The organism is Enterobacter sp. S-33, from assembly GCF_028735835.1.
GTDB lineage: Bacteria > Pseudomonadota > Gammaproteobacteria > Enterobacterales > Enterobacteriaceae > Enterobacter > Enterobacter vonholyi.
Map to the genome: position 1 here is coordinate 2,385,086 of NZ_CP117838.1, position 17,497 is coordinate 2,402,582.

At 56.3% G+C, this 17,497-nt stretch carries 16 protein-coding genes and 1 pseudogene; 5 read left to right on the forward strand and 12 right to left on the reverse strand.

Going from position 1 to position 17,497, the window contains the following annotated elements; all coding sequences use genetic code 11:
- Nucleotides 1–36 precede the first annotated feature (36 nt).
- Nucleotides 37–630, forward strand: a complete 594-nt coding sequence (locus PUP35_RS11235; protein WP_115875218.1) for a TetR family transcriptional regulator — start codon at nt 37–39, stop codon at nt 628–630.
- 34 nt (nt 631–664) lie between these two features.
- Here PUP35_RS11235 and nhoA read toward each other — a convergent pair whose 3' ends face one another.
- A complete protein-coding gene (gene nhoA / locus PUP35_RS11240) occupies nt 665–1,510 on the reverse strand; it encodes an N-hydroxyarylamine O-acetyltransferase (protein WP_274239461.1) in 846 nt (281 codons plus the stop codon).
- Between the two features lie 108 nt (nt 1,511–1,618).
- Here nhoA and PUP35_RS11245 point away from each other — a divergent pair, with 108 nt between their 5' ends.
- The gene (locus PUP35_RS11245) at nt 1,619–2,191 is read left to right on the forward strand and encodes a flavin reductase family protein (RefSeq protein WP_127731045.1); all 573 of its coding nucleotides are present in this window, start codon (nt 1,619–1,621) and stop codon (nt 2,189–2,191) included.
- Between the two features lie 35 nt (nt 2,192–2,226).
- On the opposite strand, the gene fusA is transcribed toward PUP35_RS11245, so the two are convergent.
- Nucleotides 2,227–4,326: an elongation factor G gene (fusA, locus tag PUP35_RS11250; RefSeq protein ID WP_127731047.1), complete on the reverse strand. Its 2,100-nt coding sequence runs from the start codon at nt 4,324–4,326 to the stop codon at nt 2,227–2,229.
- A gap of 160 nt (nt 4,327–4,486) precedes the next feature.
- On the opposite strand from fusA, the gene PUP35_RS11255 reads away from it, so the two are divergent.
- Nucleotides 4,487–4,786 carry an ArsR/SmtB family transcription factor gene (locus tag PUP35_RS11255; protein ID WP_149366980.1) on the forward strand — a complete coding sequence of 100 codons (300 nt, stop codon included), beginning with the start codon at nt 4,487–4,489 and terminating at the stop codon, nt 4,784–4,786.
- Here PUP35_RS11255 and PUP35_RS11260 read toward each other — a convergent pair.
- Nucleotides 4,779–5,420, reverse strand: a complete 642-nt coding sequence (locus tag PUP35_RS11260; RefSeq protein WP_274239462.1) for a helix-turn-helix domain-containing protein — start codon at nt 5,418–5,420, stop codon at nt 4,779–4,781. The two genes, PUP35_RS11255 and PUP35_RS11260, sit on opposite strands and share 8 nt — an antisense overlap.
- A gap of 121 nt (nt 5,421–5,541) precedes the next feature.
- Complete coding sequence (locus PUP35_RS11265; RefSeq protein ID WP_271367978.1) at nt 5,542–6,873, reverse strand: 2-hydroxycarboxylate transporter family protein; 1,332 nt, start codon at nt 6,871–6,873, stop codon at nt 5,542–5,544.
- A gap of 406 nt (nt 6,874–7,279) precedes the next feature.
- Between PUP35_RS11265 and PUP35_RS11270 the strand changes: the two genes are divergently transcribed.
- Together PUP35_RS11270 and PUP35_RS11275 are read left to right on the forward strand one after the other, a co-directional pair.
- Nucleotides 7,280–8,227, forward strand: coding sequence for an AEC family transporter (locus PUP35_RS11270; RefSeq protein WP_115875230.1), 948 nt, complete (start codon nt 7,280–7,282; stop codon nt 8,225–8,227).
- A 32-nt stretch (nt 8,228–8,259) separates the two neighbouring features.
- Nucleotides 8,260–9,945 (forward strand): NAD-dependent malic enzyme, encoded by a 1,686-nt coding sequence (locus PUP35_RS11275; protein ID WP_274239463.1) that lies wholly within the window; start codon nt 8,260–8,262, stop codon nt 9,943–9,945.
- Between the two features lie 44 nt (nt 9,946–9,989).
- Here PUP35_RS11275 and PUP35_RS11280 read toward each other — a convergent pair whose 3' ends face one another.
- The 8 genes and pseudogenes from PUP35_RS11280 to PUP35_RS11315 form a co-directional block, all read right to left on the reverse strand.
- The gene (locus PUP35_RS11280; protein ID WP_274239464.1) at nt 9,990–10,991 is read right to left on the reverse strand and encodes a Kdo(2)-lipid IV(A) acyltransferase; all 1,002 of its coding nucleotides are present in this window, start codon (nt 10,989–10,991) and stop codon (nt 9,990–9,992) included.
- A gap of 191 nt (nt 10,992–11,182) precedes the next feature.
- Entirely contained in the window at nt 11,183–11,413 is a 231-nt protein-coding gene (gene pptA / locus PUP35_RS11285) for a tautomerase PptA (RefSeq protein WP_023335848.1), read from the reverse strand.
- A gap of 37 nt (nt 11,414–11,450) precedes the next feature.
- On the reverse strand, nt 11,451–12,068 hold the full coding sequence (locus tag PUP35_RS11290) for a glutathione S-transferase family protein (protein WP_274239465.1): 618 nt from the start codon (nt 12,066–12,068) through the stop codon (nt 11,451–11,453).
- A 42-nt stretch (nt 12,069–12,110) separates the two neighbouring features.
- Nucleotides 12,111–12,998 carry an ABC transporter substrate-binding protein gene (locus PUP35_RS11295; protein ID WP_115875239.1) on the reverse strand — a complete coding sequence of 296 codons (888 nt, stop codon included), beginning with the start codon at nt 12,996–12,998 and terminating at the stop codon, nt 12,111–12,113.
- A 9-nt stretch (nt 12,999–13,007) separates the two neighbouring features.
- Complete coding sequence (locus tag PUP35_RS11300; protein WP_271367984.1) at nt 13,008–13,781, reverse strand: amino acid ABC transporter ATP-binding protein; 774 nt, start codon at nt 13,779–13,781, stop codon at nt 13,008–13,010.
- Nucleotides 13,765–14,691 carry an amino acid ABC transporter permease gene (locus PUP35_RS11305; RefSeq protein WP_133294512.1) on the reverse strand — a complete coding sequence of 309 codons (927 nt, stop codon included), beginning with the start codon at nt 14,689–14,691 and terminating at the stop codon, nt 13,765–13,767. The genes PUP35_RS11300 and PUP35_RS11305 overlap by 17 nt, the downstream gene beginning before the upstream one ends.
- A gap of 9 nt (nt 14,692–14,700) precedes the next feature.
- Nucleotides 14,701–15,210, reverse strand: a complete 510-nt coding sequence (locus PUP35_RS11310; protein WP_032656866.1) for a GNAT family N-acetyltransferase — start codon at nt 15,208–15,210, stop codon at nt 14,701–14,703.
- 9 nt (nt 15,211–15,219) lie between these two features.
- A pseudogene (locus PUP35_RS11315) lies at nt 15,220–17,483 on the reverse strand (NtaA/DmoA family FMN-dependent monooxygenase).
- Between the last annotated feature and the right edge of the window lie 14 nt (nt 17,484–17,497).

The window sequence follows — 17,497 nt, forward strand, 5'->3', positions numbered from 1 at the left end:
TTACACTCGTTTCGTTCCCATTGAGAGTGAGTAACGATGCGATATCTGAGCAAGGATGAACGGCGCGAAGCCATCTTACAGGCCGCCATGCGCGTGGCGCTGGCCGAAGGACTGGCGGCAATGACGGTACGCCGCGTTGCGGCTGAAGCCGGGGTTGCGACCGGACAGGTTCACCATCATTTTACCTCTGGCGGAGAGCTAAAATCGCTGGCCTTCGTACGGTTAATTCGCGAGCTGTTAGATGCGGATGTCGCGGGTAAACAGGCGGGATGGCGGGAGCAGCTTCATGCCATGCTCGGCAGCGATGACGGCAGGTTCGAGCCCTATATTCGCCTGTGGCGCGAAGCGCAGATCCTGGCCAGCCGCGATGCCGATATCAAAGGCGCCTATGTGATGACCATGGAAATGTGGCATCAGGAAACGGTGGCGCTGATCGGCGCGGGAACGGAGGCCGGGGTATTTCGTCCTGGCGATCGGGCAGAAAATATCGCCTGGCGCTTGATTGGCCTGGTATGCGGTCTTGACGGGATGTATATCTTAAACATGCCCGAAATGGATGAAACCGCGTTTAACAATCATCTGGATAAATTAATCACCCTCGAGTTATTTACTCCCCCGTCTCAGAAGTGAAGTTGTCGGGGGCCAACAGCCCCCTCTTTGCGCATTATTTCCCGGCCTGAGGATGTGTATCAAAGCCCGCCATTACCGCCGTTAGCTCCGCCAGGGAAAATCCGTGTTTTGCATCGTCAACGCCCAGTCCAAAGCGTTCCTGCATCAACTGGTAAAGCGCCTCGGCATCCGGCAAATGGATCTGCTCCTCCACATGGCCATTCTGCCAGTGGGTAAAGTTGAAGTTGGTCAGCGTCAGCTTGCCGCCGTCCGGCAGATGGCGACACATCAACAGATGATGACGGAAATGCGACTGCGGCCAGTGCGCCGACCAGAAATTCCCCATCACGTAATCGCTGAAATACTGCGTCGTCAGGTCAAACTGGTACATCGACTGCCAGTGCTCGTGGTGACGGAACTGCAGCACCCAGTCGTTGCCCTCGCTCAGCAGACGGTACAGCCCGTGCGGCGTCTCCTGTTCTTCATTAGCGAGCAGGCGAATCGGCGCCGTCAGCGTCTGGCCGCCAAACCCGACATCGGCTATCCAGCGCTCACCGTTAAGCTCAACCAGCAGCAGGCGATGCGTGCGCGGCGGCATTTGCGGCGGACTCGCTAATACCACGCGTCCCAGCACGCTGCGCACCGTAAATCCGACCTCACGCAATACGCGCTCGAACAGGCCGTTTTGCTCAAAGCAGTAGCCTCCGCGACGTGCGGTGACCAGCTTGTCAACGAGGCACCGATCGTCAAGCTGGATTTCGCGCGGCAGAACGACATCGATATTCTCAAAAGGGATCGCACAGTTGTGATGTAAATGCAGCGCGCGCAGGGTATCGATATCCACCCGTGTCGGCTGCGTCCAGCCGATGCGGGCGAAAAAGGCGGTCAGGAATGGGGACATGCATCAGTTTCCTTTGATTGTGATGTTCTGTTTATAAACTAATTTTACCCACTCACTTTGATTTACGTGCTTTTTCGCCATAATCATCGGTGTAGATGAGGAGATCCTATGAGCCACTTTCGCCCTGTTGAATTACGTCATGCCAGCCGTCTGCTGAACCACGGCCCTACTGTGCTTATCACCAGTCGGGATGAAAGCCTCGACAGACGTAACGTGATGGCCGCCGCATGGTCAATGCCCGTTGAGTTTGAACCGCCGCGCATCGCGATCGTCGTGGATAAAAGTACCTGGTCACGCGAGCTGATCGAGCGCAGCGGGAAGTTTGGCATCGTCATCCCCGGCGTGGCGGCGGCCAACTGGACATACGCGGTCGGTAGCGTCAGCGGGCGCGATGAAGACAAATTCAACTGCTACGGGATCCCGGTGGTGAACGGTCCTGAGCTTGGCCTGCCGATGATTGAAGAAAAATGTCTGGCGTGGATGGAGTGTCGGTTACTACCCGTCACCTCCGCGGCAGAAAAATACGATACGCTGTTTGGTGAAGTGGTTTCAGCGGCAGCTGATGAACGCGCGTTTGTCGCCGGACGCTGGCAGTTTGACGGGGATAAGCTGAATACCCTGCATCATCTTGGGGCCGGGACGTTTGTGGCGAGCGGGAAGATGGTGAAGGCGCTTGATTGAGAAAACCCTCCCCCTGTTGGGAGAGGGTGACCGTATTACTTCGCACGACGCGCAATAATCTCATCCGCAACATTCCGCGGGGCTTCCGCAAAATGATGGAACTCCATCGTATACGTCGCGCGTCCCTGGGACATCGAGCGCAATGTCGTGGCATAGCCAAACATCTCGGCCAGCGGCACGTCAGCGCGAATAATCTGGCTGCCGTACTGCTCCGCCATCCCCTGCACCATACCGCGACGGGAAGAGAGATCGCCCATGATGTTACCGGCGTACTCTTCCGGCGTTTCCACCTCCACATGCATGATCGGCTCAAGGATCACCGGGTCCGCCCTGCGGGCGCCCTCTTTAAAGCCGAGGATCGCCGCCATGCGGAACGCCATCTCCGAGGAGTCAACGTCATGATACGAGCCAAACGTCAGCGTCGCTTTGACGTCTACAACCGGATAGCCGGCCAGCACGCCGCTGTTCATCGCTTCCCGCAGCCCTTTCTCAACGGACGGAATATACTCGCGCGGAACCACGCCGCCCTTAGTGGCATCTTCAAATTTAAAACCACTTCCAGGCTCCAGCGGCTCCAGGCTCAGCACCACATGGCCGTACTGCCCTTTGCCGCCGGACTGACGGACAAATTTGCCTTCGATATCCTTCACCGTTTTACGCAGGGTTTCGCGGTAGGTTACCTGCGGACGACCAATGTTCGCCTCGACGCCAAACTCACGCTTCATGCGGTCGACGATGATCTCAAGATGTAGCTCACCCATCCCGGAGATAATGGTCTGGCCGGACTCTTCGTCAGTATGCAGGCGGAAAGACGGATCTTCCGCCGCCAGACGCTGCAGCGCGATCCCCATTTTCTCCTGATCGCCTTTGGTTTTCGGCTCAATCGCCAGCGAAATCACCGGATCCGGGAACTCCATGCGCTCAAGCGTAATGACGGCGTTCGGATCGGTGAGCGTGTCACCGGTGGTCACGTCTTTCAGCCCCACGCAGGCCGCGATATCCCCGGCGCGCAGTTCGTCCACCTCGTGGCGATCGTTGGCATGCATCAGTACGATTCGCCCGATGCGCTCTTTCTTCCCTTTCACCGGGTTATACACCGCGTCGCCTTTACGCAGCACGCCAGAGTAGACGCGGATAAAGGTTAGCTGCCCGACGTACGGATCGCTCATCAGCTTGAACGCCAGCGCCGAGAACGGCTCATCATCGCTCGGGTGACGCTCCGCGTGCTGCCCTTTTTCATCCACGCCATCAATAGCAGGCACGTCCAGCGGCGACGGCATAAGCTCAATCACCGCATCGAGCATGCGCTGCACGCCTTTGTTTTTGAACGCGCTGCCGCACAGCATCGGCTGGATTTCGCCCGAGATAGTGCGAATACGCAACCCTTTGATGATTTCCGCTTCCGACAGATCGCCCGTTTCCAGGTATTTGTCCATCAGTTCATCGCTGGCTTCCGCAGCCGCAGAGACCATTTTTTCACGCCACTCCTGGGCGGTGCTGACTAAATCATCCGGCACGGGCGCATAGGTAAACACCATGCCCTGAGTCGCATCGTCCCACAGAATAGTGCGCATCTTGATGAGATCCACCACGCCGGTGAAACGATCTTCTGCACCTACCGGGATGACAATCGGCACCGGATTGGCCTTCAGGCGTTCCTGCATCATCCGCACGACGCGGAAGAAATCGGCACCCGGACGGTCCATTTTGTTAACGAAGGCCAGACGCGGGACGTGATATTTATTGGCCTGACGCCAGACGGTTTCCGACTGCGGCTGCACGCCGCCCACAGAGTCATACACCATCACGGCGCCGTCGAGCACGCGCATGGAACGTTCCACCTCAATGGTGAAATCCACGTGCCCCGGTGTGTCGATGATGTTGATCCGGTGCGGTTCATATCCTCTGTCCATACCCGGCCAGAAGCAGCTGACGGCCGCCGAGGTAATCGTGATCCCGCGCTCTTGCTCCTGCGCCATCCAGTCTGTGGTTGCCGCGCCATCGTGTACTTCACCCAGCTTGTGGCTCATCCCGGTATAAAAGAGGATGCGCTCGGTGGTGGTGGTTTTACCGGCATCGATATGCGCGGAGATACCGATGTTGCGATAACGTTCGAGAGGGATGGGTCGGGGCATGATATTTCCTTAAGTCTTATGACTTGTCTGTGACGACCAGGATGGTCGTGCATTCGTTCGTTTGCTATAATAGTCCTATTGTACGAGTATTATCGAACTATTTTTTAAGGGTTGACCTATTGTTGATATAGCTCAATCTGACGCCATACGCAGGAAAACGATGATCCCTAACCACCCTGAAACTGAACAAATACTGCTGGAAAATGTGCTGTTTGCCCTCGGCAACCCGCTCCGGCTTGCGATAATTCGCCGGCTGGCCGACGGCAGCGAACTGAGCTGTAACGCGCTGCGCCCGGAAGATGTGGTGAAGTCCACGATGACCCATCACTGGCGCGTACTGCGCGACAGCGGGGTCATCTGGCAGCGTCCGCAGGGACGCGAAAACATGATTTCATTGCGACGAGACGATCTGGATACCCGCTTTCCGGGACTGATGGCGATCCTGCTGCAGGTTAAGTAATTTGAGTCCCTTCCAGGCGATAGACCGGGACCTGCCGGGTTGTTTTGGTCAGCGTATCGAACACCTCGGCGTTGGACGTCACTATCCGCATCCCTGTTTTGCGTAGCCGTTGTACATCGGCCGCGATGCGCTGAATGCCAAACCAGAAAAGCCCGTCAAGCGCGGTTACAGACAGCCCGTTGTCCAGCGCCAGCTTGAGGCGTTCCTTTGGCGCTTTCACCTGCTGGGCAATTTGTCGGTAAGACGCTTCCGTCGCACCCGTGGCGTCACTGCGCTGGATCCGCGTCTTCAGGTGATAGGTAAACTCGTCAGGTATGCCGTCCAGATCCCGTTTAAGGCTGTAGACGCAGCCAAAGCGCTTGCCGTTAAACAGAACATTTTTCTGACTGAGCTGAAGCTCTTTTCTGACAGCGTCAATCAGCTGGGGCGCGCGGGTGAGGAGCAGCCTGAACGGCAGCTCGAAGCTGGTGACGTAATCCACATTAAGCAGCGCGAGACGCAGACGATCCTCCGCACCGGACTGTTGCTCACGGCACTCCTCCAGCACCTCCGCCCACTGGCGCGTCAGGCGCTCCGGTTCGGCGGCTTCGGTCAGGAGATATTTTTCAATCTGATAATCAACTCTTCCGGTCATCGTGTGGTATCCCGTCGCTGTGGCTGCGGTAATTCTATACAGCGCGGGGATATTTATAAAGGACTGAACCGCAGCGACACTCTGTAAATGTCGTTGCGATTCAGTATCCTGACGTTTCGGATCAGTGCGCCATAATCCAGCCCATCAGAAGCGTGGCGAAAATCACCGTCGACGCGCCGCCGATGCGGGTGGCGATCTGCGCGAACGGCATGAGCGACATCCGGTTAGACGCGGACAAAATGGCCACGTCCCCCGTTCCGCCCAGCCCGCTGTGGCAGCAGGTCACAATGGCCGCTTCCACAGGATACATATTCAGACGCGACGCAATAACGTAGCCGCTCAGCGCCATCGCAATCACAACCGAACCGCATACCACCACGTATCCCACCGAGAAGACCGACACCACGCTCTCAAGCGGCACGTATAACATCCCGAGGCCGATCATCAGCGGCCAGACCAGCGCAGCCGAGACGAATTTATAGCAGCTATGCGCGCCCTGCTCCATTGAGGCCGGGATCACCCTGAAGTATTTACACAGAACGGCAATCAGGATCATCAGCACCGGGCCGGGAATGTGCACCAGTTTTTCAAACAGTCCGCCGACGATGAAAAACGCGCACACCATCAGTAACCCGCCGCCCATCAGATGAAAATCCGTCTGCTGCGTGCTTTGCGCCCCGGCAAACAGGCTGGCGTCGTCTTTACTCCGCGTGAGCATGCCATTTCCCGAAAGCGCAGGACGTTTCGCGCCGAGTCGCGCCAGCGAGCCCGCACAAATAATGGCGAAGATATTCCCAACGACCGCAGCGGGTGCAAGCTGCGCAACGTAGACGTCCGGCGTCTGCCCCAGTATTGCCGAATAGGCCAGGGACAGCGGCAAAATCCCCTCGCCGATCCCGCCGCCAATGATGGGCACAATGATGAAGAAGAAGGTGTGGTAAGGCGTATAACCAAACAGTGAACCCACAATGAGGCCGCTCAGCACGGCCATGCATGTTCCCGCCACCAGCGGAACAAACATGCGCATCATCCCCTGGATCAGCAGCACCCGATTCATCCCCAGAATGCTGCCGACTACCAGGCAGGCGATGACGAAATAGAGCAGATTCGCCTCTTTCATCAGCAGATGCACGGTATCAAGGGTATGTTTCCCGAATACGCCAAAATAGACCAGCACGGAGGGGACCATCAGGCACAGGATCGCCGGGCCGCCGATATCTTTGAGTACCGGGATTTGACGCCCCACTTTGGCAAACGCGAAACCGAGGGTCATGATGACCGCGAGACCACCTATCATATTTTTCGGCAGCAGCCCTGCCCAGGCGGACGTCGCCACAATGGCGGCAATCCCGACGAACAGCATCAACGGGACCGTGCCCACCTCGGTATTGCTGAGCCCAAAGGCGAAACGCGAGGTAGACAGCTCAGAAGTCGGTACAGGATTATCTTTCATATAATCACCTGAAAATTGTGTTCGGATATACAGAGAAAGGAATAAACTGGAGCTATTCCTGATACGAATAAATGTTTTTAAATATAAATAATGACTTAGATGGCCTTTTCTTAAACCAGGCTCAATATGAAATTATCACGAGCCTGCCGGGAGAAATGTGAACAATACGGCCCTTTATCTTTAAATAACTTAATTCATCATTAAGTAACTAAAGTTATTTATGATGACCAGCATCGCTTTCTTGCGCCTTATCAATATTTGACGAAAGCATTAGTTATTCAACTAATGCAATCTTTTTGAAATTAATTAAACCAGAGAGAGTGTGACCCTTGTCACTCCTGCCCTGCTTTCTAAGCGCTAGATTAGCGCTGCAATAAAACACATAAAATACCCTACAGGAAATACTATGCCTTCATTACTATTACAGTCACTGTTTCCACTCGTCTTTATTATGTTACTTGGATGGCTAAGTGGAAAGTTGGGATATTCCCGGCGTGAAGATGCAAACGTCATGGCAACCGTGGTGATTCGTTTCGCCCTTCCTTTTCATCTTTTTATTGGTGCATTGCATACCGATCCAAATAAAATTAAGAACCTGACCTTTATGGCCGTTTTGGTGGTCGGTTTAATGGGATCGTATTTGCTGACCTTATTTATTTCACGCTACGTTTTTCGCCACGATATCAAAACCAGCGCCATTCAGTCTCTGGTTTGCGCCTTTCCTGATATGGCCTACTTTGGCGCACCGGTTCTGGCGGTATTGATTGGGCCGGAAGGATTTATCGGCGTGCTGATCGGCAATATTATTACCAGCGTTATCATGATCCCCCTGACTATCGTCCTGATTCGTATGGGTGATAAAAGCGGTCATGATGGCCTGGAGGCGCTGCATCCGGGCGCGATGATCGTGCAAAACCTCATCAAAGCGGCACGCAACCCTATCGTCTGGATCCCGGTCTCCGGCGTATTGCTCAGCCTGGCCGGCGTGCAAATCCCTGCTATTCTCAGCATGCCTATTGAGATGGTTGGCAAAGTTTCAGGCGGACTGTCCCTGTTTGCCCTCGGCCTGCTGTTTTACGGCGAACGTCCAAAACTGAACGTGCAGACATTTACCAATATCAGTATTAAAAACTTAATTCAGCCAGCAATGATGGCCGCCGCCGGGCTCGCCTTTGGCCTGAGCCATACCTTACTACAGCAGGTCGTAATTATTGGCGCAACACCTTCCGCGATTGCGGCGGGGATGTTTGCGTTGCGCAGCGATACCTATATTGATACCGCATCCTCTTCCATATTAATTGGCACGGCCATCGGGGTCGTGACCGAAGGCATCATGATTTATTTAATCTCTTAATCTGTTTTGTTAAAAAAATTCAGGAGTTAACCATGTCCCGGAAAGAAGTTCTGTACACCCCCTATAACGGTGCCGTATTGCTGGAAAACCCGCTACTAAATAAAGGCCTCGCATTTATTAAAGAAGAGCGTGATAATTTTAATCTGCATGGATTATTGCCGCATAACGTTGAAACCATTGAAGAGCAAACCGAGCGCGCCTGGGTGCAGTTCTGCCATTTTAAAAGCGATATTTCGCGTCATGTTTACCTGCGAAATATTCAGGACACCAATGAAACTCTCTTTTATAACCTCTTGCGTTCGCATCTGAAAGAGACGTTACCGATTATCTATACCCCGACGGTCGGTGAAGCCTGCGAGCATTTCTCCACGATTTATCGACGCGCGCGCGGCCTGTTTATTTCATGGCCTAACCGCCATCGTATTGATGAGATGCTGCAAAGCTTTTCGCGTAACGACGTTCGCGTGATAGTGGTAACGGACGGGGAACGTATTTTAGGGCTTGGCGATCAGGGTATCGGCGGGATGGGCATTCCAATTGGCAAGCTGTCGCTTTATACCGCCTGCGGAGGGATCCACCCGGCCTCTACCCTTCCGATTATGCTGGATGTCGGCACCAATAATCAGCAACACCTCGACGACCCGATGTACATGGGCTGGCGCCACCCGCGCATCAGCGACGACCAGTACGCTGAGTTTATGGATATGTTTGTCAGCACCGTTAAAGCGCGCTGGCCCGACGTTCTCCTGCAGTTTGAAGACTTTGCGCAGAAAAACGCCACGCGACTTCTCCAGCGCTACCGCAACCAGCTGTGCTGTTTCAATGATGACATCCAGGGCACGGCAGCCGTCACCGCCGGTACGCTGATGGCTGCGGCCCATGCCGCGGGTACGCGCATTCGCGATCAGCGCGTGGTCTTTTTGGGCAGCGGCTCTGCCGGGTGCGGGATCGCTGAAAAAATTGTGGCGCTGATGGTGGACGACGGCCTGGCCGAGTCCGAAGCCCGCAGCCGGATCTTTATGGTCGATCGCTTCGGCCTGCTGACCGACGACATGACAAACCTGCTCGATTTCCAGAAAAACCTGCTTACCGCGCGCGATGCCGTTTGCAGCTGGCAGGTGGACGCGAAGAATATTTCCCTTCTGGACGTGGTGAAGAACGCGCATCCCACGGTGATGATCGGCGTTTCAGGCCAGCCTGGGCTGTTCAGCGAAGAGATCGTCAAAGAGATGCATCGCCATTGTCCGCGCCCCATCATCATGCCGCTCTCGAACCCGACCTCGCGGGCGGAAGCCCAGCCGCAGGATCTTATCGCCTGGACACAGGGTGCCGCGCTGGTGGCCACCGGCAGCCCGTTCGCTCCGGTATTCTGGGAGAATACGCACTACGAGATCGCCCAGTGTAACAACGCCTATATTTTCCCTGGTCTGGGGCTTGGCGTGCTGGCCTGCAACGCGTGCCGGGTGACGGAAGAGATGCTGATGGCAGCAAGCCGCAGCCTGGCCGCACAGTCTCCACTGGTGACCACGGAAAGAGGCGGACTGCTGCCGCCGGTAGATCAGATTGAAACGGTTTCACGCCAGATTGCCGTCGCCGTCGCCCGGGCCGCCATTGAACAAGGCGTGGCGCCGTCTTTAGATGATGAAACCCTGATGGCGCGCATTGAGAAGACCTGGTGGCAGGCAGACTATGCGCCGTACCGCCGTTCTGCGCTGTAGCGCTGGTCATGCCCTCACCGCAGGGTGAGGGCATCGCTGAGGGTTTAGTGCTGTACGCCTGAGCGGTCAGAAAATTCGCTGGCGGAGAGAATATCACCCCGTGTAGCCGCCAGTTTCTGGCGAGCATAACGGTCAGGTACACCTTCAGGTCGCGTTTTGAAGCGACGGTGCAGCCACATATATTGTTCAGGCGCCATGCGTACGGCCTGCTCAATTGCCTTGTTCATCTGCGTCGCCACGGCTTCTTTATCGCCGCCCTGCAACGCCTCACTGATATCTTCCAGAATAATCAGCTCGTAGCCGGTGCCATTCGCCCTGCGCCGCGGCACAAAGGGTATGACGGCAGGGTTAGCGCTTTTGACCAGCATATAGCTGCCCGCCGTCGTCGCGGCATCCGGCACCGCGAAGAACGGCACAAACACGCTGTTGGTTTTGCCATAGTCGTGGTCCGGGGCGTACCACAAAATTTCATTCTGCTTCAGCGAACGGATCATGCCCTTTAAATCATGGCGATCGAGCATGGTTTTGTTGGAGCGCAGGCGCCCGCGCGTCTGAAGCCAGTCCAGCAGGGCATTATTATTAGGACGATAAACCCCGATACCGGGGTTAAGCATGCCAAATATCCGCGCGCCCAGCTCAAGCGTCAGAAAATGCATTCCCACCAGCACCACGCCCTTTCCTTGCGCTCTGGCTTTCTCCATGTGCTCATAACCCGTTACGGTAAAGCATTTCCGCACTCGCCATGCAGGCCAGAACCACGCCATCCCGGTTTCGATTACCCCCATTCCTACCGATTCAAAATTACGCTGCAGCAATGACTCTCTCTCCGCCTTTTTCATCTCCGGGAAACAGAGCTCCAGGTTGCGGCGTGCAATCTCGACGCGGCGCGGAAGCAGGCGCATCGCCAGTCGACCCAGGCCATGACCGATTCTGAACAGAAGCGGATAAGGGAGCAGCATGATGAGCCACAGAGCCGCAATGCCGGCCCAGCTTAGCCAGTAACGGGGATGAAGAAAGGCGAATGAAAAACGGGGTAATTTTGTCATCAGAAAATTATCCTTTAACGTGTCTGTCCTTAATTGATTCTGTTGAAGATCTTTCCTAAGGATGAATAATATGCCAGTCAGAAACGTTAATTGTAGCGGATAAGACAAAACGCATTTTTATCGATTTTTGCGAAAAAGCAGGAAGAGGAGACGGGAAAAACCGGGGAGAGAGCTCCCCCCGGCAGTTGCGCTTACATCGAATAGCCTGGCTTTTTGATTAGTTCGTCCAGCTTCGGTCCTATTTCGGTATCCCAGACCTGCGCCTTCCAGTCCTCTTGGTTCACCTGATTCAACGCAACGGACACGGAACTGTCTTTGCTGTTGAAATGGCGAATGATGACCTCAGCAATATCCTCGGCCAGTGCGGTTTTTTGTTCGTCGTTCAAATCACGGGGAAAACATTTGATATCTACGTGTGGCATGTGCAGGCTTCCGGTTGTGAATGTGGGTTCCACGTTATCAGATAATATTATTTGCCTTTAACACCTTGTGCAGTTCCGGCAGCTGACATACGGTGTCCGCAATCGCCGTGAATTTAGGGGTGTTCTCGGCAAACCATGCGTGACGAGGCCCCCAGGTGCGCGCCACCGTAATATACACATCCAGCAGCGTCAGCCTTTCCCCCAGCGCGAACGGGGCAGCCTTGAGCTGGCTTTCGAACCACAAATAGAGGGATTTCCGGTATTCGATGCAGCTTTTTTGCAGCTGTTCCGGCTCATCCGGCACCCAGCGTTCGGGATAGTCTGCATAGGTAAACGTGGGATAGACGTTGGCCACAAACCAGATGAGCAAACGCTGAAACTGCTGACGCTCTGCCTGCCCCACGGGTGGAGCAAGATCGGGACACCGGTCGAGCACCATCAGGGCAATCGCCGCCGTTTCGGTCATGATCGCGCCGTTTTCGAGTTCCAGCGTGGGTACCTGACACAGCGGGTTGAGCTTTTGCAGCAATTCACGCTGCGGGCCGGGCTGGTCAAACCCGTCAACGTTGATAAATTGATAAGGGATATCAGCCAGGGTCAGCATCACTTCACCGATCGCCGAGCCCCAGCCGGGTACGCCATAGAGTTTAATCATGTTGCCCCCCTCGGGAATGAAAACCCTAAGTGTAGAGCACCCTTAGTAGGTTATCCCAGGCGGGTTGACCTCCGATTGCGTCACCGCTTCGCCCTGCTCGCCCCAGCGCGCCAGCACCTTCTGGTACTCTCCGCGCTCAATCGCACCGTTCAGCGCGGCCTGCAGCGCGTAAACCAGTTGATTGCCTTTTTTGGTCGTGGTGGCGACATAAGCTTTCTTCGGCCCTAAACCGACCACGCGGGTTTTGCCGGTGAGCGCCGCTTTGTAAGCTGAAACCGACTGAGGGCCAAAGAACACATCTGCCCTGCCGGACTGGATATAGAGATTGCCCGAGGCATCGTCGTGGAGATAGACCGGGAGCGCGGGCGCCCGCCCCGCCTTTTTGTTCTCTTCATTCCAGCCCAGCAGGATGCGCTCCTGATTGGTGCCAGAGCCAACAATCACCCTTTTCCCGGCCAGATCTGCCGCGCTTTTGATTGACTTAATCTCGCTGGTCGATTTCACCGAAAACGCCAGCGAATCGACGCGGTAGGTCGCAAAATCAAACTTCTCTTTACGCTGTTCGGTCACAGCAATGTTCACCAGCGCCACGTCGTAGCGCCCGGAAGCGATCCCCAGCGGCCAGTCTTCCCACGCCGTCGGCACCAGCTTTAGCTTCAGCCCCAGGCTGCCCGCCAGCAGGCGAGCAATATCCGGGTCGCTGCCAATCCGCGTGCGGTTATCGCTGGCCAGCAGCGCCAGCGGCGGGGAGTTCAGCATCGAGACGGCGACCGTCAGCGTACCCGGCTCAACGAATTTATAACCGGCGGGGATCTTCGCCACGGCCTGCCGATCCACCGTCACCGGCAGCGGCTGTTCGTTGGCTTTCAGATCGATGCTGGCGTGGCTCGCCGTCGTAAAAAGTAGCCCCGCCAGAAGTCCGTATTTCATCTGCGCTCCTTACAGCACTTTTGACAAGAACTGGCGCGTTCGCGCGTGTGACGGACGGTTTAACACCTCGTCACTGCTGCCCTGCTCGACAATTTTTCCGTCGACCATAAACACCACCTGATCCGCCACTTCCCGGGCAAAGCCGATCTCGTGAGTGACCACCACCAGCGTAGTGCCGGAGCGGGCCAGTTTTTTGATAACATCCAGCACTTCCCCCACCAGCTCCGGATCCAGCGCCGAGGTGGGTTCATCAAACAGCATCACGCGTGGACGTAACGCCAGCGCGCGGGCAATGGCAATACGCTGCTGTTGCCCGCCGGAAAGATGCCGGGACCAGGCATCGGCTTTATCCCGCAGTCCGACCACATCCAGCAGGCTGTACGCTCTTTCCACCGCCTCTTTTTTGCTGAGCTTTTTATGCGCGATGGGCGCCTCAATCAGGTTTTCCAGCACCGTGAGGTGCGGAAAGAGGTTGAAGTTCTGAAAAACGTAGCCCACGTTGACGCGCTGCTTGAGGATCTCTTTCTCCTTCAGCTCGTAGAGCTTGTCGCCCTGACGACGGTAGCCAATGTAGTCACCGTCAATCTGAATAAAGCCTTCGTCGACGCGCTCCAGGTGGTTAATGGTGCGCAGCAGCGTCGATTTGCCCGACCCGGACGGCCCGAGAATGACCGTCACGGAACCGGGCGGGATCTCAAGCGAAACGTTGTCGAGCGCCTTATGGCGTCCAAAATACTTGCTGACGCCGGTAATCAAGATATGTCCTTCAGGAGAGGCTTGCATGGATAGGCTCCTGTGCTGTCGTGGTGGTGACGGAACGGATACGACGAGCGGCACGGTTCTGATTAACCGCAGAGCGACGTTCGCTGCGGGCAAGCGCGCGTTCAACACCGTACTGGATAGCGGACAGGACGGTGGTGATCGCCAGGTACCACGCGGCACCGACCATCAGCAGCGGGATCACCTCCTGCGTGCGGTTGTAGATCATCTGGATGGTATAAAACAGCTCCGGCATCGCCAGGACGTACACCATCGCCGTGCCCTTGGCGAGGCTGATGATTTCATTGAAGCCCGACGGCAGAATAGTGCGCAGCGCCTGAGGCAAAATAATGCGGACCGTGCGGCGCCAGGCCGGCAGGCCGAGCGCGGCGGCGGCCTCATACTGCCCGTGATCGACCCCGAGGAATCCGCCGCGAACGATCTCGGCAGTATAGGCGCTCTGCACCAGGGTTAACCCCACCACGGCGGTAGAGAACTGCCCCAGCACGTTGATAGTTTCAAAGCTGCCCCAGGTGATGCCGGTGAACGGCACGCCGAGAGAGAGCGTGTCGTAGAGATAGGAAAAGTTGTACAGGATAATCAGTACGACGATCAGCGGCAGCGAGCGAAACAGCCAGATGTAGGCCCACGCCAGGCTGCTCAGCAGCCAGGAAGAAGAGAGTCTCGCCAGGGCCAGCATGCCGCCAAACACCACGCTCAGCGCGGTACCGATCAGCGTCAGCAGCAGGGTCTGCCCGACGCCTTCGAGGATCACCGGGTCGAAGAACCAGCGGGCGAACACCGCCCACTCCCAGCGCGGGTTAAAGGCGACTGACTGAATCACGACCGCCAGGACAAACAGCGCCACCGCGGCGCCGACGGCCCGCAGCGGATAACGCGCCGGGACCACCTTAATGGTTTCAACGTTGCTCATCGTCGTTCCTCATGCGGTTTTACTGAACGCTTCGCGTACCAGCGTTTTAGTGAATCGCAGCCGACCGTCAAACGGCGGCTGGCTGTACTCTTCCGGATCGCGGTTCAGATCGAACTGCGCCTGATAGCCCTGGCTGAGATAGAGCCTGACCGCTTCCGGCTGGCGAAAGCCGGTTGTCAGGTAGATCTGACTGTACCCTGCCAGCACCGCCCTGCGCTCAAGCTCCTGCACCACGCGCCCGGCAAGCCCCTGCTGACGCAGGGTTTTATCCGTCCAGATGCGTTTGATTTCTGCGGTGCGTTCGTCGAACGGTTTGTACGCGCCGGTGGCGATAATCTTCCCGTCGCGCTCCAGGACGATAAACAGCCCCTGCGGCGCTAAATACCACTCGGTGAGCTCCACTTCCGCGTCTTTAGAGAAGTAGTCCCCGTAGCGGGCCGCATATTCCCCGAACAGCCCCTCGATAATGGGCTGAAGCTCGGCATCTTCCGGTGAAACATCACGAAATCGTTCGCTCATCACGCCTCCTTAATCGCCCAGGCCTGCCGGGTTCACTTCTGACTGAGGAATGCGCTCAACCCCTTCACCCCAGCGGTTCAGCACTTTGTCGTAATCGCCGTTTTTGATGACGCCGTTCAGCGCGGTTTGCACCGGCTCAACCAGCCCGCTGCCTTTCTTCAGCGTGACCGCGATGTGCGCAGCCTTCGGCCAGCCGCCGTCGACGCTGCCCACCAGTTTGGTTTTTCCGTTCAGCGCCGCTTTCCATGCGCCAATCACGTTCGGACCAAAGTAGGCATCCGCGCGCCCGGACTGCAGCGCCAGGGTTTGGGCCGCATCGTCTTTGGTGTAGATCGGGGTAAAGGGCTTCAATCCTTTCTTCAGATTTTCAGCATTCCATGCCAGCAGGATGGCCTCCTGATTGGTGCCGGAGCCGACGATAATCCGCAGCCCGGCGATGTCTTCCGCCTTCTGCAGCGACGTAATCGGGCTGGTGGATTTCACATAAAAGCCGAGGGAGTCCTTCCGGTAGGTGGCGAAATCAAACTTCTCTTTACGCTCTTTGGTAACGGTGATGTTGCTGATGGCCGCATCGTATTTCCCGGACGCCACGCCCAGGGGCCAGTCTTCCCAGGAGGTTGGCACCACGTTCAGCTCCAGCCCCAGGCTGTCGGCGACCAGACGGGCGACGTCAACCTCGCTTCCCAGCAGCGTTTTGTTGTCGTCGGAGAAAACCGTCAGCGGCGGTTGATTGAGGCCCGCCACCGCCACGGTAAATTTCCCCGGCACGGCAAAGCGATAGTCTTTCGGCAGCTGTGCCACCGCATCATTGTTTTTGGCGGTATTAATCGGCGTTTTATTGGCCTCAATGCTCACGCCGGTGCCGTTAATATTGACGTTCTCTGCCCAGACGGCAGGGGTAAAAGCCAGCGCGAGCGCCAGAACAAGCGATGATTTCTGCATAGCGGGGTTCTCTTTTATTGTTGTGTGTACTGGTTTTTCGGTTGGTCTAAGCCAAGGCTTTCGCGCAGCGTGGTGCCCGGGTAGTCGGAACGGAACAGGCCGCGGGCCTGCAGAACAGGTACCACCTGGTCAACAAAGCGCGGGAAGGTGTCCGGCGTGCCGCCCTGAATGATGAAGCCGTCTGCGGCATAGCCTTCGAACCAGGCCTGCAGACCATCGGCTACCTCTTCCGGCGTACCGGAAAAACGCGGACGCGGCGAAGCGGCTTCAAGGGCCACCTGACGCAGGGTTAAGTTGCGCTCTCGGGCATTACGCTTAATTTCATCGGTGGTGCTGCGGAAGCTGTTTTTGCCTAAGTCGCCGATATCCGGGAACGGCTCGTCGAGCGGATACTGGCTGAAATCGTGATGTTCAAAATAGCGTCCGAGGTAATTGAGGGCGTCGTTAATCGACACCAGCGCCGCCGTGGTCTGGTACTGATTTTCCACGTCATCGGCGTCTTTACCCACAATCACGCTGACGCCCTGGAAAATATGGAGATCCGAGGCGCGGCGACCGTTTGTTTCCAGCTGCTGTTTTACGTCCTGATAAAAGGCTTTTGCCTCGTCGAAGGTCTCGTGGTGGGTGAAAATGGCGTCGGCATGTTTCGCCGCCAGTTTTTTCCCGTCGTCCGACGCCCCGGCCTGAAAGACAATCGGGCGACCCTGCGGCGTGCGGCCAATATTCAGCGGACCGGCGACCTGGAAGAAGTCACCGTGGTGATCGAGCGTATGCAGTTTGGCCGGGTCAAAAAATTGACCGCTCTCTTTGTTGCGGATAAACGCGTCGCCTTCCCAGGAATCCCACAGCCCTTTCACCACGTCGAGATACTCATCCGCAATCCGGTAGCGCAGCGCGTGTTCGGGGTGTTTTTCTCGGGAAAAGTTCTTCGCCGACCCTTCCAGCGGCGAGGTCACCACGTTCCAGCCCGCACGACCGTTACTGAGGTGATCGAGGCTGGCAAACTGGCGCGCCGTGGTGAAGGGCTCGCTGTAGGAGGTGGATAAGGTTCCCACCAGTCCCAGGCGCGAGGTGATGCTGGCCAGTGCGGAAAGCACGGTTAACGGTTCAAAACGATTCAGAAAATGAGGGATCGATTTCTCGTTAATATAGAGACCGTCGGCCACAAAGAGAAAATCGAGCTTACCTTCCTCGGCCTTTAACGCCGTCGCTTTCACGAAGTCGAAATTAATACTGGCGTCGGCGATCGCCGCAGGATGGCGCCACGCGGACATATTTCCGGATGCACCATGCAGAATGGTGCCCAGCCGCAGTTGTCGGGTTGCAGACATATTTACCTCTCCTG